The organism is Vibrio sp. 10N.222.51.C5 (assembly GCF_041474575.1).
Classification (GTDB): domain Bacteria; phylum Pseudomonadota; class Gammaproteobacteria; order Enterobacterales; family Vibrionaceae; genus Vibrio; species Vibrio crassostreae_C.
Window position 1 is genome coordinate 1 of sequence record NZ_JBFRUJ010000049.1, and the last position, 23666, is coordinate 23666.

Consider the following 23666-nt stretch of genomic DNA (forward strand, 5'->3'; position numbering starts at 1 on the left):
TAATTCTAAAGCTATTACCCCTCTCTTCTTAAATAAATAGGAACAGAATGGTAATGAATTGACTGTGCCGAATAACTACAAGTAGTTAAACGTATTGGTCACTCTGTTCATTGAAATCAATTTGTTACCGAAGTAACTGCCATTCCTGAGAATGACGTTTTGATATTCATCAACGAGTGCCCACACAGATTGATAGGTTTAAATTGTTAAAGAGCTTTGCTTCTCAAAACTTTCTTTTTACAAAGAAACCCTTGAAAGCGGACGTGAATTCTAGCGATTTAATCTTAAGTGTCAAACACTTTTTAAATTAATTTCTTTCGAACTTTCCGTCTTACTGATTACTGCTGAAGCCTTGTGGCGTCTGCCGTGTCAGTGAGGCGGCATTATAGAGATCATCGAAAACATGGCAACCCCTTTTTTGATAAAAATTCAAAAAACCTTCTTAAGTGGCTACTTTTGCGTCAAAAGGCTCTTTCATCGCTCAAAGCTCATACAATAATGGGCATATTACTTAAAACTTTGCGATTAGATCTTTCGAAAAAGCCTCTATATCTAGTTCAATACTCCATCTCTCGCTCAATTCTAAGATCTTATCTAGCGATTGCTGAACTGTTTTTATCGTCAATGTGTTGTTGTCTAGGTCGTATACCTGTTTTTGCGTGGTGTAATAGAAGTAAAGGATGGTCAGCGCGTCTCGGTCGCCTTGTTCAGCTTTGGGTTGAATACGCTTGAGCTTACGATAAATTTGATTATGGATTTGTTTAAGGTTCCATACATAAAGCGCTTCTTTGAAGTAATCATGCCCTTTCACACGATTCGCGATAATTGCATTCAATGCAACAGATAAGATCACACCTAATACGTTCAAGTGGAAATTACCTGTCGATTCACCCTCGATTGATTGTCCTGAACCAAATAGTTCAATCAGTATGGTTCCGAATACAATGGCGAACACGGCGAGTGAACCAACCAATGAAACCAATAACAGGTTCATCTTCTTTCTATATTCTTCTTTATTGATCTTCTGTAACTTCATTGACTACTTCCTTTTGCAAGCTACCTAATAATTTGCACATACTATCTACGTTAACATTGGGTCGCTTCAACCTTAACCATCTTGTAATGTGGTCATTATCTATTTAATAAGCAGAGTTCTTCTGGTTGTCACTATACGCAACTCTATTTGACTTCATTAATAGAAAAGAGTTACATACCGCCACAATTTTGGTTATTCATCAATTCATGTTGATAAGGCCGTTTCGCTTTATCACATACTGACAAGGTACATTCCATGCGTTCATTCGTATTACGCGCTCGCGCAGCCCCTACAGAGAGCAAACTTATCTTAGAAGGTGTTGGGCAAGATGCTCATACTGAGATTCTGGCTCATACTCTGATGAACACGATCTTCGTTGCTCAATCTCACCGTGAGAATGTCACCGTGCACCTTGTATTAGAAAGTACTAAAGACTTTTCACGTACGATTACATTCGATTCAAACGAGATCACCAACATTGGTGGCTTTCATGAATCGGCATTGTTATCAGCGGTAGTAAGAGCGGTTGATGCTTCTCAAGGTATGACCAAAGAGCAGACTCGTCAGGTTGAACCGGGAATCGTCGTTCGCACTATGAGCTTTGAAAAACTAGTCAAAGAACTGGCCGAAGACCACCAGCTGTACATGATGGATAAAAAAGGCGACTTTATCCGTGATGCAGAGATTGCGGAAAACCCATGTTTCCTTCTGACTGACCACATCCCAATGCCGAAGAAAAGCTACAACAGCTTAAAGCGCTTAGGAACAGAAAAGATCAGCTTAGGCCCGAACATGCTGTTTGCTTCTCAGTGCGTTGTATTGATCAATAATGAGCTGGATATTCGCGGTTTCTAGCCTCCGGACTGATAAGCTAAACAAAAAGAGCTCAACAAGGTGAGCTCTTTTTTATTAGCTATATTTTCGTATCGATGGTGTTATCTAAGATTAACCAAAGATGAAGGTGTATAGGTAACCTGCACCAATCGCCATACTTAGTATTACGAATAGGAAGGCCGCAATCATCTGATTTTTGAAGATTGATTTAAGCAGGATAACTTCCGTCAAACTTGCACCTGCACTACCAATGATCAATGCCATAACTGAACCCAGCGCCATGCCTTTCTGTACTAGAGCTGCACTTAGTGGGATTACCGCTTCAGCACGAATATACAGTGGAATACCAATCACGGCTGCTACTGGAATCGCATACCACATACCTTCACCAGCGTACTGTGCAATAAGGTCTGTAGGAATGAAGCCGTAGATGAATGAACCAATCGCGATACCCATCATTAGGTAAGGGAAAACTTGTTTAAAATCTTTCCAAGTTGAGAACCAAATTCTCATCCAACGGCTAGGTTCTTTCTTCTCTACGATTTCAGCTGTTGCGCTTCCATCCGCTGAACAGCATGAAACCGTTACTTGTGGCTCTTCTTTTTTAGAATCGCAGCAAGATGTCTCTTTCGCCATTACGGGTGCGGGTTCGCCACATGCACTTGTACCACATGAAGATTCTGCTTTAACCGGTGCTGCTTTCTTAGGAGCAGAGTCACCACAGCTAGTGCCACAGCTTGAAGCTGAACCTGTTGATTCATACGCTTCAGGTTTTACGTAACGCTCAAAGCCAAGCTTCTCAAGTGCGTAACCAGCCACTACAGACACCGTCATTGCTAAAAGGAAGTAGAACACAGCAACTTGCCAACCGAAGGTAATCACAAACAAACCAATGATCACTGGGTTCAATAGTGGGCTACCAAATAGGAACACCATCATTGGACCGAAACCCGCTCTTGCACGCAGCAATCCTTTTAAGAAAGGAATGGTCGAACATGAACAGAAAGGTGTAATTGCACCCAGTAGTGCTGCTACTACATAACCCTTACCATTACGTGAGCTCAGGATAGATTGAATCTTTTCTGGTGTAAGGAACTCTTGAAGAATCCCAACAATGTAGCTGATCGCTAAGAAAAAGATAATTAGCTCTACTGCTAAGAAAGCGAACATATCAAGTGCGTCTTTCAGCATTGTTAACATTTCATTGCTCATAATTAACTCCAAACTGGATTGAAGGTCGGGCTCTATGAGAAAAGTAACCAATCCTTAATTTCGAATATTCTCGAATTATAGAAATAAACAGCTCCAGAACAAGCATTATTTCGATAAAAATCGAAATTATTTTCGAAAACACAGTTTTTCAATAACTTACACAGACACCGTTTTTAAATTTGAATTCGACATACATTTCGACTAACATCGAAATTAAATCTTGAGGAGTTAATATGAACTTAGAAGTCGTTGCGAAAGCACTTAAAGAGTTGGGGCACCCTATTCGCCTAACCATTTATAAGAGTGTCGTTAAAGCTGGCTACCAAGGCATTGCAGTTGGCGGCCTACAAGAAGAGCTAGGCATTCCCGGTTCTACCTTGTCTCACCACATATCAAGCTTGGCGTCTGCGGGCCTAATCAGCCAAAGACGAGAAGGAAGAACTCTATTCTGCGTGGCGGAGTATGAGTGCCTAGAAGGTGTGATTGATTTCTTACAAGACGAATGTTGCGTAAATGAACAGTGCAACTAATGCACCTTTGAAGCTCGAACAAGTCTGGGCCGAGTATCAGCAAGCATTAAAGTCATTCCTGCATTCAAAGGTCAACAACTCTGCGGATGTAGACGACTTGCTCCAAGATATCTTGATTAAGACCTATCAGAACTTAGATAAGGTACAAGATGCTAGCAGTGTTAAGGCTTGGCTGTTCCAGTTAGCCAACAACACCATTATCGACTTCTACCGTAAGCATGCACGCCAACAACGTGATAGCCAAATTGATGCTGAAGATCTGTGGTTTACCGATTTAGACCACGACTCTGAATTTAAGCAGAAACTTTCATTGTGTATTGAACCTTTTATTCAGGCATTGCCAGAACAAAGTTCATCGCTACTGCTTGCGGTCGACATCAAAGGCCAAAGCCAAAAAGAGATCGCAGAAGCGCAGAACGTCAGCTATTCAACGGTTAAATCCCGCGTGCAAAAAAGCCGTGCTGATCTTAAGAACCTGTTTGAAGAGTGTTGTAACTTGTCCCTTGATCAACAAGGCAATGTGATTGATTGCGAGCTTAAGCCGAACGCCAGCTGCGGCAAGTGTTAATCGTTACATCGAATCCGTTATTTCAATAGAACAAAGCCAGCAATTAATGCTGGCTTTGTTGTTTTCATAATCTGCAAATCACTCTTTACTTAAGCAAATCTAGAGCTTGAGCGAACCGAACTATGCTGCTTCCGCTTTTACCACAGGTTGATAGCGCCCCGGTTTATGATTCATTGCTAGAATCAAGTTGGTGACTATCGCACCAAGCACAGACAGAAGAACCAATGACACATCAACAATGAACAGAGAAAGCACAACAATCGTGCAGTCTAATGCCATCTGAACCTTACCTGCTCGAATTCCAAAACGTTCTTGTAAGAACAACGCCAGAATGTTGAAGCCACCTAAGCTCATCTTGTGACGGAAAATCACCAGCATGCCGGTACCAATCAAGCCACCACCAAGTAAAGCTGCATACAATGCATGAATTTCGGCAATTTGAATCACGTGATACAAGTGATCCACGGCGAACGAAACAATCGAAACCGCGATAAACGTATTGATTGTGAAGCGCCAGCCCATACGAGCAACCGACAAAATATAGAAAGGTAAGTTAAGTGCGAAGAATACTTGGCCAAAGCTCAAATCTGTTACTTTGGTAATGAAGATCGCTAGACCAGCCGTGCCCCCGGTGAGCAAACCGACTTGGTTGAAAAAGATAACGCCGAGTGAAACCAATGCGCTACCTAAGATCAGTGCCAGTAAGTTTTCGCGAAGATTATGATCTTTATCCATGTGAATGACTCTCCCTGAATCTTTTAACATCGCGTTTCAGTAGTCTTGAAACGATTTATGCCCAAATTTACGATGTTTGACAGATAAGTCGAGTGAACGAGCAATGTTGCTTAGTGATTAGTTTGTATATTAGTTTTTACAGCTTTGTGAAACTTTAAATTAAACAGCTAGTTATAAGCCTTAATTTAGACTTTCATTCTTAATTAGATACTTGTTTCTATTAACTAACGAGCTTCAAGTTTTCTTATTTATTGAGCGCGTTTTATACCAATTCCTATCAAGCGACAATCTATGCATAAAACGCATAGACTACATCACAAATGGTCATTTGATACATACCCGACTCATCACTATGATGCGCGACTTCTTACAACATTGAGCGCATGTCAACACCGTATGTTTTCACAATCTCTTTTTGCCCAACTTGCCAGAATGACGTTATTCCTCGTCATTAGTTTAGTTATTGTGCATCACAGTCAGCCATTGATTGATCTCTTGGCTCAGCATGCCGTAAGCAGTGGTTGCCACCAGCAGTCAGGGCATGATCATTCTGGGCACGAACATCACCATGAGATGACTGACCAACACATGTCAGCGCAAGACCACTCACATCACCACCATTAATTTAAGAGTATTAGAATGAGCATTTTCCGTTTTCCTTTACTGGTATGGCTAGGGATAGGCACACTTATTATCAGTCTAGGGATCAGACAATCATTCGGCATTTTCATGATGCCAATTTCAGAGCATTTCGGCACGGGTCGAGAGTTTTTCAGCTTCTCTATTGCTCTACAAAACTTATTGTTCGGTGTGTTCCAACCTTTTGTTGGTATGGCCGCTGACAAATGGGGAGCAAGACGCATCATTATTGCTGGCGCATGTGCTTACGGTTTGGGTTTACTTCTTACATCAATTTCTACCGAATCGAGCATGCTTTACGTTTCGTTAGGCGCACTGGTTGGTCTTGGCTTGAGTGCGACAAGTTACGTGATCGTGCTTGGCGCAGTAGCGAAAGTTGTACCAGCAGAGCACGCGGCTAAGGCGTTTGGCTTAACCACGGCTGCAGGTTCATTTGGTATGTTCGCGGTAATTCCGGGCGCACAATACATGCTGAATGAATTTGACTGGCAGAGTGCGATGCAAGTGTTTGGCGTACTGTGTTGTTTGATGATCTCTTTTGCGCTGTTCATGCGAGCGCCTAAAGCAGCCTCAAACAAACAAGCGCAAGCTGAAGAGAACCAAACACTCAAAGAAGCGTTGTCTGAAGCGTTTGCTCACAAAGGTTACTGGTTGATTCACGCGGGCTTCTTCGTGTGCGGTTTCCACGTAATGTTTATCGCAACGCACTTACCGAGCTATTTAGCAGATAAAGACCTACCCGCGAGCAGCGCTGCAATGGCACTGGCTTACGTTGGCATCTTCAACATCTTCGGGTCTTACTTCTGGGGTGTAATGGGCGACAAGTTCAGCAAACGCCACGTTATGTCTGCACTGTACTTAGTGCGTACTGTGGTTATCGGTGCGTTTGTTACTCTGCCTGTGACTGAATCAACCGCGGCTATCTTCGGTGCGGCAATTGGATTCTGTTGGTTGGGTACGGTTCCGCTAACGTCTGGCTTAGTACGTCAGATCTTCGGTGCCCGTTACCTATCAACGTTGTACGGTTTGGTGTTCTTTACTCACCAAGTGGGTAGCTTCTTAGGCGCTTGGGTGGGTGGTCGTATATACGATTACTACGGTTCTTACGAGCCAATCTGGTGGTCAACGGTGGTACTGGCATTTGCAGCAGCACTTATCCATTTACCAATCAATGACAAGCCGATTGAGCGAGTGAAATTGGCAATGGCTTAACGTTTTATGCTGACTCCCCCACTAGCGTAAACAACAAGTCGTTCCAATAAAGCGAGTGAGTATTGAAAGGAAGCATCCTGAGATACTCACTCGCTTTTTTGTTGGTCGCGATAATAGAAACTATAACTAGCGAAACTGGCATAAAGCTCACTGAATAATAAGACTATTCTCTTGGTTTTCATTTATAGTATCCACCCGCTCCTTTAAAACTAATCCGCAGGCTTATGGAATACATGGATCAGACTGTCCTTATCGCAATGGCACTTATTTTTGTCGGCTCATTTGTGCAAACCGCAATCGGCTTTGGTTTGGCCATTGTTGCAGCTCCACTGCTGTTTTTGGTCTCTCCTGATTATGTACCTGCACCTATCTGTTTAATCGGTCTGTTTATCTCGTTATTCAACGCTTTTAAACATCGAGCAAATATCTCTATTGGCGGATTAAAAATCGCATTGCTGGGCCGCATTCCGGGGTCACTGGCAGGTGGCGCTTTGTTAGTGATGGTTTCAACGAGCGTGTTATCACTATGGTTGGGCTTATTGGTAGTATTTGCCGTGATTGTTAGCCTATTGCCCTTTAGACTCGAACCAACCCCAACTAAGATGGGTATTGCGGGGTTCTTTTCTGGGTTCTTTGGCACCAGTTCGGGTATTGGTGGTCCTCCGATGGCACTGCTACTCCAACACCAAGATGCCAATCAGCTTCGTGGTAACCTTTCTGCGTTTTTCGTGTTTAGTTCGATCATTTCGTTGGTTGTACAGATCCCAATTGGCTTTTTCACGCTACACCACTTGATCATCACTATACCTTTGCTGCCTGCTGCTTGGTTGGGTTACAAAGTGGCGTTAATGACGACACAAAGCATCCCTAAAGAGAAGATACGCATTGGTTCATTACTGCTATGTTCTCTCAGTGGCTTTACGGCAATCTGGCAGGGTTTAGCTGGCTAGTTATTGGCGATAAAGACAAGAAGAAGAAAGACATCTTAGAAAACCAACACAAACACCCAGTAGATAAAAGGACGCTCTATGACTTACGACGAATTCAACGCATTCTGCGAGTCACTGCCTGCAACCAGTTATGTGATGCAGTGGAATAACTCGCACGTTTGGAAAGTGGGTAGCAAGGTGTTTGCGATTGGTGGTTGGGGACCGAAAGATGAGCCTGCGTTTATCTTCAAGGCGTCCGATCAGAATTTCGACTTTCTCAAAGAAGAGCCGGGCTATAAACCTGCCCCCTACTTTGCTTCACGCGGTATGAAATGGATTCAGCTGTTTGAAAGCACGCCACAAAGGGATGAGGAGCTGAGATACTATCTCATTGAGTCACACCGAATTGTGTCCTTAGGTCTAACCAAAAAGAAGCAAGCAGAGCTAGGGCTCAATCAGTAGCGTTTATTACGTACTGCTAATCTGAGCCCTTCTTTTGCAGTGAGGACGGATCCCTAAGAAGTCTGTTTCAAAAATGCAGGTAAATAGCGTTCTATTTTTTGCTCTGAGATAAGCGGCACCAATAAATAGATCAAACCCGCAAAGGCAATAGATCCGGCTAAGTCTTCTGGTCGATGCATGCCAAGCCAAACACGGCTATAGGCGACACCACCAGCCCAAACCAGTAAACCGCCGACTAGATAAAAGCGTTTCGCCTCTAGGAGAAGACCACCAAAGAACGCCAAACACACACCGACGAAAATCATATGTCCAGATGGGAAAGAGTAGTCAGTTTCACCCAACCAGTGACGCGTTCGCCACTCGCTCACCTTATCTTGTACAGACTCAATCGCAGCATTCTTTTCAACCAATGGCAATTCGTAAAACACTTCCGGCATATCAACCACTTCCTGCGTCACCAAATACTCAGAATAAGGACGAGGGCTCTCAGTGGAATGCTTTAAGAAGGTTTTCGCTGCAAAGCTAAGCACCAACAACAAGCCGAGCTGCAGACAAAGACTGACTAACTTCGCTTTGGAAAACTTCATCGTGAACAATACTAAAGACAAAATCGCTAGTGTTACCAAGAACCCTTGATTGCCCGCAGAGTAAGTCACAAACGTTATGAAGGCGCCATAGAAAGGCAAAACAGCACTTCCAAGGTCGAAGTCAGATCCAAAGATCAAAAAGGGTATGAGGGAATACAAACTTAGAACGAGCAGTAATAAGCCTTTGGATTTGTTAGAGAACAGAGAAGTCATGGCTAAGATCTTTTAGATAAAGTGGTCGTATGCTATCGCAGCTTAGCATCGTCAATATCAATTTTATGTCAAAACGGTCAGTCAGCCGTCATGGTGTAACAATATTCGATTAATGGACCTCTTGAGTATTGATTCGGTGAACAGCCACGCCAGCACCAATAATGTTCATAGAGATAGCAAAAACCACTGAAACCAGACGAGACAAAGGCATCATCCCATTAATAGACTACCGGACGCGTTCTGCTGATAAAGTGAACACTTACCGGATTATCAGGCCAGAATCTTAAAAACTTTGCTGTCAGTCCTTTAAATCCACTATTGAAAGGATTACCATCTGGTCTGCTTTCAAAAGCAAAACAGATTATTAATTTTTATTCTCAGGGCGGGGCGAAATTCCCCACCGGCGGTATGTCCTTAGCAAAATCTAAAGATAAGCCCGCGAGCGCTCGATTCGTCGAGGTCAGCAGATCTGGTGAGATGCCAGAGCCGACGGTTATAGTCCGGATGAGAGAGAATGAAAACACACTCGTTTAAGTTGGAAAGGCGTACCCGCGTGAGTTGGGTTCGTACCTCCAACTTAGGCGGGTGCATTTCGTTTTGGATAAAACCATAATGAGCTAAAGTTGACTTGTAATGAGTAGGCTTTGTTGTGCTCGGTTGAGATCCCTCATACAGCCCTGATTCTGGTGATATTTTAGGAGTTTAACCATGAATCAGTCTTCACTACTTGCCGAATTTGGCGAACCAATCACTCGCGTTGAAAACGCACTGCAAGCTCTACGCGAAGGTCGTGGCGTACTTCTACTTGACGATGAAGATCGTGAGAACGAAGGCGACATCATCTACTCAGTAGAACACCTAACCAATGCTCAAATGGCGCTTATGATCCGCGAATGCAGTGGAATTGTGTGCCTATGTCTAACCGACGAGCAAGCAAACCAACTTGAACTTCCACCTATGGTTGTTGATAACAACAGCGCAAACCAAACTGCGTTCACCGTCACTATCGAAGCAAAAGTTGGCGTAACAACAGGTGTTTCTGCCGCTGACCGTGTAACAACGATCAAGACAGCTGCAAACCCAACAGCTAAGCCTACTGACCTTGCTCGCCCTGGCCACGTATTCCCATTACGTGCTCGTAAAGGTGGCGTACTTGCTCGCCGCGGCCACACAGAAGGTACTGTGGATCTTATGCAAATGGCTGGTCTTCAATCGGCAGGCGTACTATGTGAAGTAACCAACCCAGACGGCACAATGGCAAAAGCGCCAGAGATCGTTGCTTTCGGCAAACTTCACAACATGCCAGTACTGACCATTGAAGATATGGTTATGTACCGCACTGAGTTCGACCTTAAGCTTGCGTAACGTTTAGTGCTAAACGCTTAGCTCTTAAGCTAACGAAACTCAGAAATGAACATTGAAAGGTCTCACTCTTACTGCTTTTTCTAGTTAAAAGTATATAAAGGGTGAGGCCTTCTTCATTTCCTACACTGAAATCTAAGTTCCATCTCATCGCCCACGACTAACCTCTCAAAAAATCCTGCAAAATATGAAAAACATTCACTAGAATGGTGAAGTCATGCACCATCATTGATCATCCATAATTACAGGGAAATCATAAGCAACTGAAATATAACACTTATTTATTTTGGCACGGTGTCTGCACTACCACTAAGTAGGTATACAAATATTAGGAGTTGAATATGTTTGTAGTTATTTCAGTGGGTTTATCCCTATTAGTACTTGCGGCCCTGTTTCATTTCTCAAGGAAGAGACAAACAGCGCTATCACACAGGTTTGAAACCTTAGTTCTGCTTAGAGAATTATTGTTGTTATCACGCAAACATCGCGCGGCAACGCACTATGCTCTAGCTTATAAGTTGTCTAGCGACTCGATTCGCAAAGTGAACGAGATTTACGACAACATACTTGAAGTATCTGAACTGCTTCAGTCCCATGTGTCGTTTGATAGCCGCCCTATGTATCGCATCTATCACCTCAAGCTCATCGCCATGCACAGCGACTGGCAAAACCGTAGCTTGGTGCGTAACCAATCGATTCATGGCAAAACAATTCGCCATAGCATGTTCTTGATGGATGAAGTAATGATCATCTGGCTAATTCAGTCTGAGCGTGAAGACATGAGCCGTGAGTATCACATGAATTGGCAACAGATCTTAGACTGCATGGAGATCCTGACCAAGTTACGCATGTGCATACCTGATATGGAGAAGCCTGAGGAGTACGCGAGATTCAAATTCTACGCCTCTCAGACACACAGAAAACTCAACCAGTTATCGATTATCTGCCCTCTTAGTAGTGGGTCACCGGTTTGTACGCGAGCGATGCATGCACTCTCAGAGATCGCATCAAGTAACGAAGCGACCCAACCGGCAGATAGCATGTACGAATTAACCAGTGATATCTCTAGCGTCGTGTCGCAAGTTTACGACCAAGTATTATCCGATATTACGAGAAGCTTGTATCAGCCTTTACCAGACGTAAACGAAAAGGTAATAAATACCCGATTATCCGTACATCATTACATGTAAAGACTTCGTGAGAGGAGAGCGTGCTGGAACTCTGAATTATTGAGTTCAAATCCGATATCACCATTGATATCGGATTTTTGTATTTATGAGCTTTTAAAATTCTATCGCTATGTATCATTGCCTATGAAGTTTCAAACATCGCCAGATTTGATATCGCTAGACCAAGCTTCTGCGGCAAAATCAATGAACTGACGAACAACCGGCAGCTGATAACTACGAGACAAATACACCGCCCACAGCACACTACTCGGTGAAACAAACTCATCCAATATTCGTATCAATTTGCCATTCGCAATCAGTGGGTTGGCTAAGTCACAAGGTAAACGAACTACCCCTTTCCCGTGCTGTGCGGCGCGAGTTAGCACTCCAACATCATTAGCCTTGATAGTGCCAGACACCTCAACTGAATAGTGTTGATTGTCCTTAACAAAATCCCACTTAGAAACATTCAAGTGACGAAAACAATTGTGTTGTCGAAGCGCCTCGACCGTTTCAGGTTCACCATGTTTGTCTAAGTAGGCTTGCGAGGCACACACCACTGAATCAATAACCATTAGCTTTCGTGCAATCAAACTATCATCAGGTTGATCGGTATAACGAAGTGCAATATCGATCCTCTCATCCACCAGCTGAGTAAAGCGGTCTGAGGCAAACAGTTCGACCGTGATATTAGGGTGGCGCTCGGTGAACTGTTCGACCACATCCAACAACATGTGCTGAGTTAAACCAATCGGAGCTGCAATTCGAATGGTTCCAGAAAGATCATCGGTTTGATTGAGTGAAGTAACTTCTAGCTCAGCGGTCTCATGGAGGATCTTCTCACAGCGCTGCAGAGCGATTTCCCCTGCCGCGGTTAAGCTCACCTTTCGAGTCGTCCTATGTAATAGCCTCTGCTTCAGCCACCCTTCTATCTCTTGAACATGACGTGAAACCTGCAACCGACTCATGTCCAAATGCTCAGCTGCTTGGGTGAAGCTGGCACAATTCGCAACTTCGACAAAGCTACGCATTGCCGTCAACCTATCCATCACACTTTCCCTTATCCACTGAATAAAACCTATTAGCTAGCTACATAGATACAATCTACATCATTTTATGATATTTATCGCAACCTAGTGAGCTATTAGACTGCAATGGCTGTCGAGAAACAGACTCAATAAATTAGATAATTGGAGAGACATTATGAAAATTGCAGTATTAGGTGCATCAGGTTGGATTGGTAGTCACATCGCTCAAGAAGCTCAAGATCGCGGACACGAAGTCGTTGCTGTTGTAAGAGATGCAAGCCGTGTAGAGATTAGCGATGTTGAGGTTCGTTCATTTGATTTACAAGATGAAGCTGCAAGTCTAGCAAACGCACTAGCGGGCGTTGATGCAGTCATTACTTCGATTGGCGGACGTGCTTTGGGTAATCACCACATCGTAAAAAACACTGCGGCTAAATTGCTGGCAACATTACCAAGCATCGGTATCGAGCGCCTACTTTGGGTTGGCGGTGCAGGCTCATTAGAAGTAGCACCAAACGTACCGTTAGTAACCGTTCCAGAATTCCCTGCGGATTACAAAAACGAAGCACTAGCACAAGGCGAAGCTCTTGAAGTGTTCAAGCAATCTAATAGCGAAGTTAACTGGACGTTCGTTAGCCCTGCCGCAGAAATATTCCCGGGCGAGAAACTATCGACCTACCGCACTGGTGGCGATCAACTGCTCACCGACGAAGATGGTAACAGCAAAATTTCAGTCAGCGATTACGCTATTGCGATGATTGATGAGCTCGAAGCTGGCAAGTTCCCGCGCCAACGTATTGGTGTTGCTTACTAATGCTCAAATGTGTATTAGGTAAGCTCAATAGGCACTAGAAAGCAGAAAGCCGCTGACTTTTAGTAAGCGGCTTTCTATTTTACTTGTCGACATAATCATCATATCAGTGGCAAATGACCTGTTTTCACTAGGATAACCGTCTCTTCTTCCACATAAGGGAAATGCTCGCTCATATGAGGGCTACGCATCCAAGTGTGTTTTGGATACACGCCATGTTCATCTTTAAAAGTGCCTGACAACACAAAGATCTCTTCACCACCAAAATGACGGTGTGGCTGAAAGCGCTCACCAACGGGCCATTTCACTAACGCGACATGCTCGTGTTCGAATTCATGCAGTGGCATCACTTGTAAACCACCAATACCCGGAAGCCACTCTGTTTCTAGAGTATTAATGCGAACTTGAGTTAAGTCTCTCGCATCAAACTGGTTGAGCTTCACCAAGATCGTGCAGCCATTTTTGCTTGATGGAGAATGCGCACTGCCCGGGGGATTACGGATATAAGTGCCTGCAGGGAAATCTCCAGTTTCATCTGAGAACACACCATCTAATACAAAGATCTCTTCGCCTTGTGGGTGTGGGTGCTCAGAAAACGAAGAGTCAGGATCGTACTTCACCACGCTGGTCGTGTGGCCCGATTCTTTCTCTTCTCTTTCAAGTGGCTTACGCCAAACCCCTTTAGCAGGGCTTGCGACCCAATCTAATGCCTCGGTTTCTATAACCAGTCTCTTTGAAAAGTCCATGTTGAACATAATGGCGACCTTACTCTTGTTATCGTTTTAATTATTATTGTTGTCTTTCTCGTTTCTATTCTACGCGAATACTGATCAAGGAGGCTATCTCGCTGCTATTTTGCCTGCGCGATAGCCACCTAAAAAGAATCCTGATTAATTACGACCAGCAATCACACCGCCATCAACATCCCAGATTGCACCCGTGACCCAATCAGCACTGTCAGACAACAAGAAAGAGATGCTGTTTGCGATATCTTTCGGCAAACCTACTCGACCAATTGGATGGAAAGCATTGAAGCCTTCTAGCGCTTGATCTACTTCTTCCGGTTTAATGAAAGATTCGTAAATTGGCGTTTTAACTACGGCTGGAGACACCGCATTCACACGAATGTTGTGATCCGCAAGCTCCATCGCCATATGCTGTGTTAAAGCGTGTAGACCAGCCTTTGCCATTGAATAAGCAGAAGATGGCGTCGCTTTGATCGCTTGTTTCGCCCACATAGAGCCTACATTTACCACGTTTCCGCCACCGTTTTTGATCATCAACTTGCTGACAGCTTGAGTGATGAAGAAAGTCGCTTTGTTTAGCTGCATGTATTGCTCGTAATCCGATTCTTGGTGCTCAATAAACGCTTTAGGGTTAAAGTAACCAGCCGCATTAACAAGGTAACCAATGCCCTCTTCAAATGACTCTAAATGCGCAATAAGATTGGCTACACTCGCATCATCATAAAGATTAGCTTGCCAGCCAGTCGCGCGGCCTAGTGATTGAAGTTCTGACACCGCTTTATCTAACTTAGTTGGGTTATTGCCGACAACCAACACATAGATGTTTTGAGCGACTAACTGCTTCGCTGTTTCAAAGCCCATACCACTTGTGCCACCGATTACTACTGCAATACCATTTTTAGTGAAATTCATTTTGTTATCTCCTAAGTCATGTGAACGTGGTAATCTTAGGCTTTGAACTAACACTATGAATAGTAAGTACAAATCGGTTAGGTAGGTACTTATTGGTACATCTTTATGAAAAATCAGGAAAACTTTTTTTCAAGAAAATCGGCACCAGAGCGTTCCGCTCGTATGGTCGAAACCATCTACGGCTGTAAATGGTCGCTAACGGTTTACCAATTATTGGCAAATGGCATTAATCGCCCCGGTGAAATGGTGCGTTCGGTCGAAGGGTTATCGACCAAGGTACTGAATGAATGTTTGAAGCGAAATGTGGAGTTCTGGATTTTAGATAAGCAAATGTTCAACGAGCTGCCACCAAGAGTTGAGTACCAAGTCACTCCATTTGGTGAGAAGTTCTTACTGATTCTCGATCAGCTAGAAAGCCTACAAAACGAAATCGACGAAATTTAAGTCTAAGCCAATCCAACTATTGTCAAAAAACGGAAGACAAAAAAAGGAAGACGGAAGACAGCAAATATACTTAGCTCACTGGCATTTGCTCAAAGCGACTTTTCACGAAATCAATAAAGGTTCTAATACGGCTTGGTTGATAGCGGTCTCGATGGTAGATCGCTGAAAAGTCCACTTTAGGCACCACCCAATCATCAAACACCTGCACTAATTGCCCATCATTCAGTTCTTGTAAGCAATAGATTGTAGGTACACGAATAATCCCGTTACCCGACTTCGCGCCCTGTACTAGCACTCGACCGTTTTTACATTGCAACCTTCCAGTCACATGCACATCGACCGTTTTCTTGGTGTCGTCAACAGCTTGAAAGATCCACTTGCGCACTGACCCCGTTAAGCAGTCATGGTGAATCAAATCTTTGGGGTGATTAGGCTTTCCTTTACGAACGAAATACTCAGGGCTCGCGAGTGTTCCCATCTCAATATCCAATAGCTTCCTCGCGATAAAGCCCGCGTCTTCTAAGCTTCCCATGCGAAAAGCGATATCGAAAGCATCTTCAATCAAGTCGACTCGGTTACTGCTGAAATCAAGGCTAATGCTGATGTCTGGGTAGAGCTGTATGAACTCATTCACTAGATCCGCGATGATCACCTCCCCCAAATAACCACCGACACAGTTTACTTTGATGTCACCGCGTACTTCTTCGACATCGTCGACGGCAGCAATCAGGGCTTGGTCTATATTATCTAAGGCTTGTTCGCATCTAGCATAGAGATCTTGCCCCGCGTGCGTCAGCCTCAAGGTTCGAGTAGTGCGGATAAACAAGGTCACGCCCATCTGTTTTTCTAAACTACTCACTTGGCGTGATACGTGGGAACGAGACACATCCAGCTCCTCCGCCGCTTTGGTGAAGTTACCTAAACGAGCGATAAGCACGAAAGAACGAATATCAGACAGGTTAATTTGATTGAGCATGGCCGCCAGCTTACTTGTGAAATTTAAAAAGCATGAAGTAATAAAATGAACGCACTTATTGTTGCACCACAGCAACAGTGTTTCAAGTAAAGCGCTATATATCAACAATGCTATTTTCCTTAATATACCTCCATCGCAACGAAGCAAGGCAACAAGCACTTGATTCGAATGCACTTAAACAATACGTCGTAGCCAACCGACGCAAAAAAGTACAGAGGAAATAAAATGAAAAAACTAATCGTAATTACAGGTGCAAGCTCTGGTATTGGTGAAGCAATCGCTCGTCGTCTAAGCGATGAAGGTCACCCTCTGCTACTTTTAGCTCGTCGTGTTGACCGCCTTGAAGCGCTGAACCTACCAAACTCACTGTCAGTAAAAGTAGACGTAACAGACAAAGCGTCTTTTGATGCAGCAATCGCACAAGGTGAAGAGAAGTTTGGCCCTGTAGATGCACTTATCAACAATGCTGGTGCAATGCTTCTTGGTCAAATTGATACTCAAGACGCACAAGAGTGGAAGACAATGTTCGATGTAAACGTGATTGGTCTTCTAAACGGCATGCAGTCTGTACTTGCTCCGATGATGGAACGCAACACAGGTACTATCATCAACATCAGCTCTATCGCAGGTAAGAAAACATTCCCAAGCCACGCGGCTTACTGTGGTACTAAATTCGCGGTACACGCTATTTCTGAGAACGTTCGTGAAGAAGTGGCCGCTTCAAATGTTCGTGTTACGACTATCGCACCAGGTGCTGTAGAGACTGAACTTCTGTCTCACACAACATCTCAAGAGATCAAAGACGGTTACGATTCTTGGAAAGAAGACATGGGCGGCGTATTGGCAGCTGACGACATTGCTCGCGCTGTATCATTCGCTTACCAACAACCACAGAACGTATGTATCCGTGAGATTGCTCTAGCACCAACTAAGCAACAACCATAGGCCTTTGCTATCGCTACTAAACAAGCGATGAACTAAAAAGCGCCACTACTTATTCAGTAGTGGCGCTTTTGTTTTTATTAAGTCTAGCTACAAGCAGTAACCGTGATTAAAACTCAACGCGATAAACTGATGTGCTACCACTTACTTCGTTCCCAACCGCAATAAAGTGGTTACCTGAACGAGTGAAATACTTGATTGACTCTGGGCCTAGGTCACCCGCTTTTGAGTTGTAAGTATCGTTGTCGCAATCACCGTCTTCATCAACTTTGGTACACACTGGTTGTGTAAAGTCTCGGTTGTTCAAGTAACTGATGAAACTTGCGTTTTCAGGCTGTGTTACGTCGTAAACCATGATGCCACCTTGGCGCTCAAGACCAATAAAGGCATAGTGCTTACCGTTAATCTCAGCCACTTCGATAGCTTCAGGTTCTACCCCTTTATCATCACTGCGATCGTCACCACTTTGGTTGTTATCATTGGTGCTATTGAAGTTTGCAGGATCTTGTTCAAGAACGATTCGAGCAAAATCATCGCCGCTATCAAACACTAACTCGCCAGACTCATCCCAGATAGAGAAAGAACGGCTACCGAATGCTTGAACCTTTTGGTCAGCAGCAAGTGTTCCTTGTGGCTTAATCACCTTAAGACGAGCCAGTTGTTTGTTGTCTTTCAATGCACCAGCCAATGGGTGGTTAGCGTCAACATCTAACTTCTTACCGCGCACTTCATCGACATAAGCGATACAAAAGTCTTTTTCTGTTGTGTAGTTTTCAGTGCCTTGGTAGTCGTCACCATCCCACTCAAAGCCTTTATCGTCACACTCTTTTTGCGTTGTCTTGATGCCATACTCGCGGCCGTCACCTTCGTTCGCCGTCACGATGTAGGTATTGCCATCGACACTGTAGCTAGTGATGCTGTCTGGCATGTAAAGTCCTTCTAACATCGCGTAGTTTTGTAGGTTGCCGATATTTTTGTCTTTATTCGACGCATCCAATTGCGCGCTATCCCAAGGTTTGCCGCCTAAACCAAGAATCGCATCCACCTCTGCCGTTGCGACATCAATCGCTGCTAGTGCGTTGTTCTCTTGCAGGGCAACGTAGAGTTTGCCGTTGTCAGCAAACGTTAGGTATTCAGGCTCTAAGTCTTGAGCAACGGTCGCATTCGGCGCTGAAATTCGAACCTTGTCGGTGAGTTCTTTGTGACGAGGCTGACCTTGATTAAATGCCTTGAAGTCAATCTGAGTGACCTTCGCTTGCAAAGGGCCATTGGTTAAATCCACCAGCGTTACTGAACCTTCAGGATCAATGCTGTAATCCGCATTCGGCTCACCTTCATTTGCAGAGGCAATATAGCGACCATCTTTCGAGAAGCTCACCATGTCCGGTAATGCACCAGCCGTATAAGTAGTGATCAGATCTAACGTGTCTGAACGATAAAGTGCAATGATGCCGTTTTGTTGTTTGTCGGCATTCTCAATCGCGACCGCAACTAATCCTGTATGAGTCGATACACTGTTCGCAGCACCGATATTAATACCCGAAGCCGCAGCCGCTGATTGAAGAACAATAGAACCCGAAGATGTTGGTTCGCTAGCTGAGTTCATTGATAACACATCAACTTTCTGACCTTGAGCGTTCACAACATAAAGCTTGTCGGTACATGAATCGTAGCTGACGATTTCGGCTGCAGAAGTATCAAACGGGGCGTCGGCAATTGAACGACCAACTAGGCTGATTCCAGTTACCTCAGCATTGGAAGCGCTTGGTTGCTCGATGGATTGGCATTGAAGGCTAAAAGCATCAAGTGACGTTTGAGATGGCGTAGCAGTCGTTGGTGATGTTGGTTGAGAACAGCCTACTAGAGCAGAACTAACCGCGATAGGCAGTAATAATGTCAGCTTATTAAATTTACGATTCATATATCCTCCATAATTTGAATCGCGATCATAGAGGGCTGTTATGACACTTATCTTTCCCTTTTATTAACAATAAATGACGACAATAAATAACTTTTACCCATAGCAACAGAGAGTTAATGCGAACAACCTATTAACAAGTAAGCAAAAAAAAGCGCCCAAGCTGGCTGATGCTTGAGCGCCTTTAGTAAACTGTATAGGGAGATTAGAAGTTGTAACCACCACCAATCATGAATACCCATGGGTCGATATCAACGTCTGTCGAGAACTGTTGACCATTAAACTTATATTTTGCTGTAGTGCCGATATCTGCATACCAAACCGATGCGTTCAAAAACCAATCTTCATTGATCATGTAGTCCATACCAATGTTTGCTGCCAAGCCCCAAGAGTCATCAAGAGACAAGTCGCTCAAACCAGCATCTTTGCCCGTACCATTAAGTTCTTCATCGAAAAATACGGTGTAGTTGATACCCGCGCCTACGTAAGGACGGAATTTGCTGTTTGCTTCACCGAAGTAGTACTGCACCATCAGCGTAGGTGGTAGGTGTTTTGTGTCAGCGATATCGCCTAGACCACCATGATTTGTAGAGATTGTATGAGAGAATGGCGTTGCTGCAAGAATTTCAAGACTGATGTTATCTGTAAACATATAGCCAAATGTCAAACCAAGTTGGGTGTTTGAATCCACACCAAATTTTGACCCCGATGTCTCCAGAACATCTCCACTGCTATCGTTAGGAGATACCATTGCTGCACCTGCACGGATGATGAAATCACCTTCTTTATGAGCAAGAACGTTGGTTGACATAAGAGCCGCAATAACCGCAATACCACATACTGTTTTTTTCATTATAATTTCCTTTTGGGGGCTTAATCTTTGTTGGTGAATGAGTAATCATTTCTTATTTTGCGTGCAAGGTAACATACAATAACCCTACTTTATTGATGGAAATCAATTTGTGAAAAGTTGTGATTATTTATGTAAATTTATATCGACCCGATCACTTTATCTCTTCATTTTATTGACAGTTTTGTAATGCAACTTTTCCGTGCGTCATTTTGTTAATCCAATCCCTTCACTTTGCTCAGCTCTCTTTGGATCAAAATAGAGCAAGCCAATATCTCGCACGCATCATTTTGGTGCAGCTCTACAAGAATCAATCTTGCCGCGTATAATATTCAATGAGTTACATTTGGCTTAGTGCTTGCAAGTCTATGTTCATAATCATAAATACATTGAGGTTCTGATCATGCAAGACACTCTAACAATCGTTCTGGCCGGCGGTGTTGGCTCTCGGCTTTCCCCTCTCACTGATAACCGTGCAAAACCTGCGGTACCCTTTGGTGGCAAATATCGAATCATCGATTTCACTCTCGCGAACTGCTTACACTCTGGGCTACGCCAAATTTTAGTGCTGACTCAGTACAAGTCTCACTCTTTGCAAAAACATTTGAGAGATGGTTGGTCGGTGCTTAACCCCGAGCTCGGCGAATACATCACCAATGTTCCCCCACAAATGCGAACCGGTGATAGCTGGTACAGCGGTACTGCCGATGCAATTTATCAAAACTTGTATCTGCTTTCTCGCAGTGAAGCCAAGCATGTGGTGGTGTTATCCGGTGACCATATCTATCGCATGGATTACGCGCCAATGCTCAAGCAGCACAAAAAGAACGAGGCCGACCTAACCGTGGCGTGCATGGAGGTTTCGATTGACGAAGCCAAAGAGTTTGGTGTGATGGAGATAGATGAATCTCTAGAGATCAATAACTTTACCGAGAAGCCGCGTTACCCTGCCTGTGTACCTGGCAGGCCGACTCGAAGCATGGCTTCAATGGGCATTTACGTCTTTGATAAAGAAGTGCTAACACAAGCGCTACTGGCGGACGCCGAAGATCCGAACTCAAGCCACGATTTTGGTAAAGACATTATTCCTAAGTTGGTCGGCAACAACAGTGTTTACGCATACAAGTTTGGGGATGAAGAAGGCCGAGTGACCCAAGATGCGTACTGGAGAGATGTTGGTACTATCGACTCTTATTACCAATCGAATATGGACCTGTTAAAGCCAGCTTCGCCTATCGATTTATATCAACCTGATTGGGCGATTCGTACTTACGAACCGCAGCTGCCACCCGCACGAACCATTGCTTCAGTTGAAGGTAATCAAGGAATATTCATCAACTCGATGATAGCGAATGGCGTTGTAATTGAAGGCGGCTCGGCGCAAAACTCAATCTTCTTCCCGAAAGTGAAAGTCAGCAATGCCGCGATTGTGATTGATAGTATTCTGTTTGAAGATGTTGAGATTGGAAAAAATTGCCACATACAAAACTGCATCATCGACAAGAACGTTAAGGTGCCTGACGGAACCCAGATCGGTCTTGATGGCCTTGCCGATGCGAAACGCTTCCACATATCAAAACAAGGCGTGATTGTGGTGCCCTCTTCTTACCAATTTGAAGAGTAACCTTTAACGTTGGAATAGCTTTTCTTTAAACGAAAAAAGGCAGCGAATTCGCTGCCTTCTTATTTACTCACACAGCTTCAGTTAAGCCTTAACTGTCCATGTATTCGATTAAACAGAAACCTTAGAAAGGCCCTAGCTCAATCATTTGAGCAATCACAACTGAAATCAAAGCGCCTACCGACCAGAACAAGAACAGTGGTAAGAAGAAACGAACCCACTTGGTGTAAGGCACTTTTGCAATAGCCAATACCGCTAACAAGCCACCATTGGTTGGGTAAATATAGTTAGAAATACCATCACCCAATTGAGAAGCCAGTGCAGCCACTTGGCGAGTCACTTCACCAATATCTGCCAATGGAATAATGATTGGCATGGTAATCACCGCTTGGCCACTGCCCGACGGAATGAACAGGTTGATCGCAGCCTGCGAGAAGTAGATCCCTGCTGCTGCCACAAGTTTAGAGCTACCAGAAATGATTTGTGCAAGATAGAAGATAATAGAATCAACAATCTTCGCGTCTTCCATAATGGTTAGCACTGAACGAGCAAAGAAGATGATCAGTACCGCAACCAATACATCGCTAACACCTTTGGTCCAGTACTCACAAATCTTGTTCGGAGATAAGCCCGCCACCAAACCCGGAATAATCGCCATCGCCACGAATGCACCCGCAATCTCGGTGAAGCCGAAACCCATCGTCAACGTGCCGAAGATCATGTATGCGAACACGCCCAAGAACGCGATGCCCGCAAGCTTTTCACGTGTGGTCAGTGTTTTCGCTTCAACGTTAGATTCGTAGTGGTAACCCGTACCGTGCAACAAACCTTTGGTCGGGTCTTGCTTAACTTTGCGCGCGTAGTTAAGTACATACCAAGCACCTGTTAGCAACATGAACATGCCAACAATAAAGCGATACCACATGCCTGAATACATAGGCAGTTCAGCGATAGTGTGTGCGATACCCGTAAAGAATGGGTTAGCCAAAGCGGCTGCGAAACCGGCACAACTTGCCAGTAAAACAACGCCAAGTGCCGTAATCGCGTCATAGCCAAGCTTGATACAGATCGGGATCATCAAAGAGATAAAGATGACATCAAGTTCACGCATACCGGTGAAGGTGACGTTGAAGAAAATCGCCGTCATGATCACAGGCGCAATTACGTACAAGCCTTGCTTCTTTAGCTTAGTGGTTAGTGCAACAACGGATGCGTCTAACAAGCCCATGTGTTTGATAATGCCAAAAGCACCACCCACAAATACCACAACGCCCATCACGCCAGAAGCGGATTTGAAGCCTTTAAAAAATGATTCGAAAAAAGAGGCTAATGTTGTTGGGTTGCTCGTCAATTGTGTGTAGCTGTCTGGGTCGATAACCGTGCGGCCATTCATGACCACTCGCTCGAATTCACCAGCAGGGATGAAGTAAGTTGCGATTGCAGCAACGATCACCATGATAACCAAAGAAAGAAATGGATGGTTTACTTCTTTCTCTGTCGAAGCTGTATTACCAGCTGGAGATGTAGGTACGGATGTAGATACCGTAGACATCATATAGACTCCTTACTTGTCAGCAACCAAGCAATACTTGGCGCCAGGGGGATTTTGGAAAAACGAAACCCTTCACGCAGAACATAGTTCACGCTAACTAGGCTGTTTCTAAAAGGCCTTTGATAGATGGTGCTCTCAAATGTACATAGTGAAGTAGTGAGAACTACTCTCTTTGCGTCCGAGCAAAATGCAGATGTTCGGCCAAGCCAGGCCAAACTGAATGAGGTCATTACAAGCAGATAAACAGAAAAAGACTGTTTGGGTAATGCGTTTTTTATCAATTACAAAGACAAGCGGCGCATACTAGCATAACGAGTCATTAATTGTCAGAAAAGTGTGAGTTTCGTCATGCTTTGGTGAGCAAAAGAAAAGCGCCCA

Annotated in this window: 24 protein-coding genes and 1 riboswitch; of the genes, 12 read left to right on the forward strand and 12 right to left on the reverse strand. The window is 44.1% G+C overall.

Going from position 1 to position 23666, the window contains the following annotated elements; translation table 11 throughout:
- Positions 1-511: 511 nt before the first annotated feature.
- A complete protein-coding gene (locus AB4558_RS15595) occupies positions 512-1036 on the reverse strand; it encodes a DUF3087 family protein (RefSeq protein ID WP_371721795.1) in 525 nt (174 codons plus the stop codon).
- A 255-nt stretch (positions 1037-1291) separates the two neighbouring features.
- Here AB4558_RS15595 and trmY point away from each other — a divergent pair, with 255 nt between their 5' ends.
- On the forward strand, positions 1292-1891 hold the full coding sequence (trmY, locus tag AB4558_RS15600) for a tRNA (pseudouridine(54)-N(1))-methyltransferase TrmY (protein ID WP_017061702.1): 600 nt from the start codon (positions 1292-1294) through the stop codon (positions 1889-1891).
- A 90-nt stretch (positions 1892-1981) separates the two neighbouring features.
- On the opposite strand, the gene AB4558_RS15605 is transcribed toward trmY, so the two are convergent.
- Positions 1982-3082: a permease gene (locus tag AB4558_RS15605; RefSeq protein ID WP_372158911.1), complete on the reverse strand. Its 1101-nt coding sequence runs from the start codon at positions 3080-3082 to the stop codon at positions 1982-1984.
- 233 nt (positions 3083-3315) lie between these two features.
- Between AB4558_RS15605 and AB4558_RS15610 the strand changes: the two genes are divergently transcribed.
- On the forward strand, positions 3316-3612 hold the full coding sequence (locus AB4558_RS15610) for a helix-turn-helix transcriptional regulator (protein ID WP_004733042.1): 297 nt from the start codon (positions 3316-3318) through the stop codon (positions 3610-3612).
- Positions 3596-4180, forward strand: coding sequence for an RNA polymerase sigma factor SigZ (gene sigZ / locus AB4558_RS15615; protein ID WP_017061700.1), 585 nt, complete (start codon positions 3596-3598; stop codon positions 4178-4180). The genes AB4558_RS15610 and sigZ overlap by 17 nt, the downstream gene beginning before the upstream one ends.
- A 120-nt stretch (positions 4181-4300) precedes the next feature.
- Here sigZ and AB4558_RS15620 read toward each other — a convergent pair whose 3' ends face one another.
- Positions 4301-4915, reverse strand: coding sequence for a YitT family protein (locus AB4558_RS15620; RefSeq protein ID WP_017065874.1), 615 nt, complete (start codon positions 4913-4915; stop codon positions 4301-4303).
- A gap of 460 nt (positions 4916-5375) precedes the next feature.
- Positions 5376-5525 carry a hypothetical protein gene (locus tag AB4558_RS15625; RefSeq protein WP_017061698.1) on the reverse strand — a complete coding sequence of 50 codons (150 nt, stop codon included), beginning with the start codon at positions 5523-5525 and terminating at the stop codon, positions 5376-5378.
- 29 nt (positions 5526-5554) lie between these two features.
- Between AB4558_RS15625 and AB4558_RS15630 the strand changes: the two genes are divergently transcribed.
- From AB4558_RS15630 to AB4558_RS15640, 3 genes are all read left to right on the forward strand, one after another.
- Entirely contained in the window at positions 5555-6766 is a 1212-nt protein-coding gene (locus tag AB4558_RS15630; RefSeq protein WP_102429223.1) for an MFS transporter, read from the forward strand.
- 224 nt (positions 6767-6990) lie between these two features.
- Positions 6991-7716 (forward strand): sulfite exporter TauE/SafE family protein, encoded by a 726-nt coding sequence (locus AB4558_RS15635; protein ID WP_170963358.1) that lies wholly within the window; start codon positions 6991-6993, stop codon positions 7714-7716.
- A gap of 78 nt (positions 7717-7794) precedes the next feature.
- On the forward strand, positions 7795-8157 hold the full coding sequence (locus tag AB4558_RS15640) for an MmcQ/YjbR family DNA-binding protein (RefSeq protein ID WP_372158912.1): 363 nt from the start codon (positions 7795-7797) through the stop codon (positions 8155-8157).
- A gap of 53 nt (positions 8158-8210) precedes the next feature.
- Here AB4558_RS15640 and AB4558_RS15645 read toward each other — a convergent pair whose 3' ends face one another.
- On the reverse strand, positions 8211-8957 hold the full coding sequence (locus AB4558_RS15645; protein WP_017064917.1) for a phosphatase PAP2 family protein: 747 nt from the start codon (positions 8955-8957) through the stop codon (positions 8211-8213).
- Positions 8958-9326: 369 nt separating this feature from the next.
- Positions 9327-9477: riboswitch (FMN riboswitch) on the forward strand.
- 188 nt (positions 9478-9665) lie between these two features.
- On the opposite strand from AB4558_RS15645, the gene ribB reads away from it, so the two are divergent.
- Entirely contained in the window at positions 9666-10322 is a 657-nt protein-coding gene (ribB, locus tag AB4558_RS15650) for a 3,4-dihydroxy-2-butanone-4-phosphate synthase (RefSeq protein ID WP_017054827.1), read from the forward strand.
- A 338-nt stretch (positions 10323-10660) separates the two neighbouring features.
- Positions 10661-11509, forward strand: coding sequence for a hypothetical protein (locus tag AB4558_RS15655; protein ID WP_017064918.1), 849 nt, complete (start codon positions 10661-10663; stop codon positions 11507-11509).
- Between the two features lie 131 nt (positions 11510-11640).
- Here the strand turns inward: AB4558_RS15655 and AB4558_RS15660 are convergent, their stop codons facing one another.
- On the reverse strand, positions 11641-12537 hold the full coding sequence (locus AB4558_RS15660; protein WP_017069812.1) for a LysR family transcriptional regulator: 897 nt from the start codon (positions 12535-12537) through the stop codon (positions 11641-11643).
- A 154-nt stretch (positions 12538-12691) separates the two neighbouring features.
- Here AB4558_RS15660 and AB4558_RS15665 point away from each other — a divergent pair, with 154 nt between their 5' ends.
- On the forward strand, positions 12692-13330 hold the full coding sequence (locus tag AB4558_RS15665; protein WP_372158913.1) for an NAD(P)-dependent oxidoreductase: 639 nt from the start codon (positions 12692-12694) through the stop codon (positions 13328-13330).
- A 98-nt stretch (positions 13331-13428) separates the two neighbouring features.
- Here the strand turns inward: AB4558_RS15665 and AB4558_RS15670 are convergent, their stop codons facing one another.
- Together AB4558_RS15670 and AB4558_RS15675 are read right to left on the reverse strand one after the other, a co-directional pair.
- Complete coding sequence (locus tag AB4558_RS15670; protein WP_372158914.1) at positions 13429-14082, reverse strand: cupin domain-containing protein; 654 nt, start codon at positions 14080-14082, stop codon at positions 13429-13431.
- A gap of 135 nt (positions 14083-14217) precedes the next feature.
- Positions 14218-14985 carry an SDR family NAD(P)-dependent oxidoreductase gene (locus AB4558_RS15675; protein ID WP_372158915.1) on the reverse strand — a complete coding sequence of 256 codons (768 nt, stop codon included), beginning with the start codon at positions 14983-14985 and terminating at the stop codon, positions 14218-14220.
- A 105-nt stretch (positions 14986-15090) separates the two neighbouring features.
- On the opposite strand from AB4558_RS15675, the gene AB4558_RS15680 reads away from it, so the two are divergent.
- Positions 15091-15429 (forward strand): winged helix-turn-helix transcriptional regulator, encoded by a 339-nt coding sequence (locus AB4558_RS15680; RefSeq protein WP_372158916.1) that lies wholly within the window; start codon positions 15091-15093, stop codon positions 15427-15429.
- Between the two features lie 70 nt (positions 15430-15499).
- Here AB4558_RS15680 and AB4558_RS15685 read toward each other — a convergent pair whose 3' ends face one another.
- On the reverse strand, positions 15500-16405 hold the full coding sequence (locus AB4558_RS15685) for a LysR substrate-binding domain-containing protein (protein ID WP_372158917.1): 906 nt from the start codon (positions 16403-16405) through the stop codon (positions 15500-15502).
- Between the two features lie 225 nt (positions 16406-16630).
- On the opposite strand from AB4558_RS15685, the gene AB4558_RS15690 reads away from it, so the two are divergent.
- The gene (locus AB4558_RS15690; protein WP_004733012.1) at positions 16631-17350 is read left to right on the forward strand and encodes an SDR family oxidoreductase; all 720 of its coding nucleotides are present in this window, start codon (positions 16631-16633) and stop codon (positions 17348-17350) included.
- A gap of 106 nt (positions 17351-17456) precedes the next feature.
- Here the strand turns inward: AB4558_RS15690 and AB4558_RS15695 are convergent, their stop codons facing one another.
- The gene (locus AB4558_RS15695; RefSeq protein WP_372158918.1) at positions 17457-19268 is read right to left on the reverse strand and encodes a choice-of-anchor I family protein; all 1812 of its coding nucleotides are present in this window, start codon (positions 19266-19268) and stop codon (positions 17457-17459) included.
- Between the two features lie 202 nt (positions 19269-19470).
- Positions 19471-20118, reverse strand: coding sequence for an outer membrane protein OmpW (gene ompW / locus AB4558_RS15700; protein WP_372158919.1), 648 nt, complete (start codon positions 20116-20118; stop codon positions 19471-19473).
- 400 nt (positions 20119-20518) lie between these two features.
- On the opposite strand from ompW, the gene glgC reads away from it, so the two are divergent.
- The gene (gene glgC, locus AB4558_RS15705) at positions 20519-21739 is read left to right on the forward strand and encodes a glucose-1-phosphate adenylyltransferase (RefSeq protein WP_017064925.1); all 1221 of its coding nucleotides are present in this window, start codon (positions 20519-20521) and stop codon (positions 21737-21739) included.
- 121 nt (positions 21740-21860) lie between these two features.
- On the opposite strand, the gene AB4558_RS15710 is transcribed toward glgC, so the two are convergent.
- Positions 21861-23291, reverse strand: a complete 1431-nt coding sequence (locus tag AB4558_RS15710; RefSeq protein WP_372126902.1) for a YfcC family protein — start codon at positions 23289-23291, stop codon at positions 21861-21863.
- Positions 23292-23666: the final 375 nt, after the last annotated feature.

Excerpts from the sequence above, each read along its gene's own strand:
- trmY (WP_017061702.1), top strand. The coding sequence starts at position 1,292 with ATGCGTTCATTCGTATTACGCGCTCGCGCAGCCCCTACAGAGAGCAAA.
- AB4558_RS15690 (WP_004733012.1), top strand. The coding sequence starts at position 16,631 with ATGAAAAAACTAATCGTAATTACAGGTGCAAGCTCTGGTATTGGTGAA.
- AB4558_RS15595 (WP_371721795.1), bottom strand. The coding sequence starts at position 1,036 with ATGAAGTTACAGAAGATCAATAAAGAAGAATATAGAAAGAAGATGAAC.
- AB4558_RS15665 (WP_372158913.1), top strand. The coding sequence starts at position 12,692 with ATGAAAATTGCAGTATTAGGTGCATCAGGTTGGATTGGTAGTCACATC.
- AB4558_RS15670 (WP_372158914.1), bottom strand. The coding sequence starts at position 14,082 with ATGTTCAACATGGACTTTTCAAAGAGACTGGTTATAGAAACCGAGGCA.
- AB4558_RS15635 (WP_170963358.1), top strand. The coding sequence starts at position 6,991 with ATGGAATACATGGATCAGACTGTCCTTATCGCAATGGCACTTATTTTT.
- ompW (WP_372158919.1), bottom strand. The coding sequence starts at position 20,118 with ATGAAAAAAACAGTATGTGGTATTGCGGTTATTGCGGCTCTTATGTCA.
- AB4558_RS15630 (WP_102429223.1), top strand. The coding sequence starts at position 5,555 with ATGAGCATTTTCCGTTTTCCTTTACTGGTATGGCTAGGGATAGGCACA.
- glgC (WP_017064925.1), top strand. The coding sequence starts at position 20,519 with ATGCAAGACACTCTAACAATCGTTCTGGCCGGCGGTGTTGGCTCTCGG.
- AB4558_RS15675 (WP_372158915.1), bottom strand. The coding sequence starts at position 14,985 with ATGAATTTCACTAAAAATGGTATTGCAGTAGTAATCGGTGGCACAAGT.
- AB4558_RS15685 (WP_372158917.1), bottom strand. The coding sequence starts at position 16,405 with ATGCTCAATCAAATTAACCTGTCTGATATTCGTTCTTTCGTGCTTATC.
- AB4558_RS15695 (WP_372158918.1), bottom strand. The coding sequence starts at position 19,268 with ATGAATCGTAAATTTAATAAGCTGACATTATTACTGCCTATCGCGGTT.
- AB4558_RS15660 (WP_017069812.1), bottom strand. The coding sequence starts at position 12,537 with ATGGATAGGTTGACGGCAATGCGTAGCTTTGTCGAAGTTGCGAATTGT.
- sigZ (WP_017061700.1), top strand. The coding sequence starts at position 3,596 with ATGAACAGTGCAACTAATGCACCTTTGAAGCTCGAACAAGTCTGGGCC.
- ribB (WP_017054827.1), top strand. The coding sequence starts at position 9,666 with ATGAATCAGTCTTCACTACTTGCCGAATTTGGCGAACCAATCACTCGC.
- AB4558_RS15620 (WP_017065874.1), bottom strand. The coding sequence starts at position 4,915 with ATGGATAAAGATCATAATCTTCGCGAAAACTTACTGGCACTGATCTTA.
- AB4558_RS15645 (WP_017064917.1), bottom strand. The coding sequence starts at position 8,957 with ATGACTTCTCTGTTCTCTAACAAATCCAAAGGCTTATTACTGCTCGTT.
- AB4558_RS15640 (WP_372158912.1), top strand. The coding sequence starts at position 7,795 with ATGACTTACGACGAATTCAACGCATTCTGCGAGTCACTGCCTGCAACC.
- AB4558_RS15710 (WP_372126902.1), bottom strand. The coding sequence starts at position 23,291 with ATGATGTCTACGGTATCTACATCCGTACCTACATCTCCAGCTGGTAAT.
- AB4558_RS15610 (WP_004733042.1), top strand. The coding sequence starts at position 3,316 with ATGAACTTAGAAGTCGTTGCGAAAGCACTTAAAGAGTTGGGGCACCCT.
- AB4558_RS15605 (WP_372158911.1), bottom strand. The coding sequence starts at position 3,082 with ATGAGCAATGAAATGTTAACAATGCTGAAAGACGCACTTGATATGTTC.
- AB4558_RS15680 (WP_372158916.1), top strand. The coding sequence starts at position 15,091 with ATGAAAAATCAGGAAAACTTTTTTTCAAGAAAATCGGCACCAGAGCGT.
- AB4558_RS15655 (WP_017064918.1), top strand. The coding sequence starts at position 10,661 with ATGTTTGTAGTTATTTCAGTGGGTTTATCCCTATTAGTACTTGCGGCC.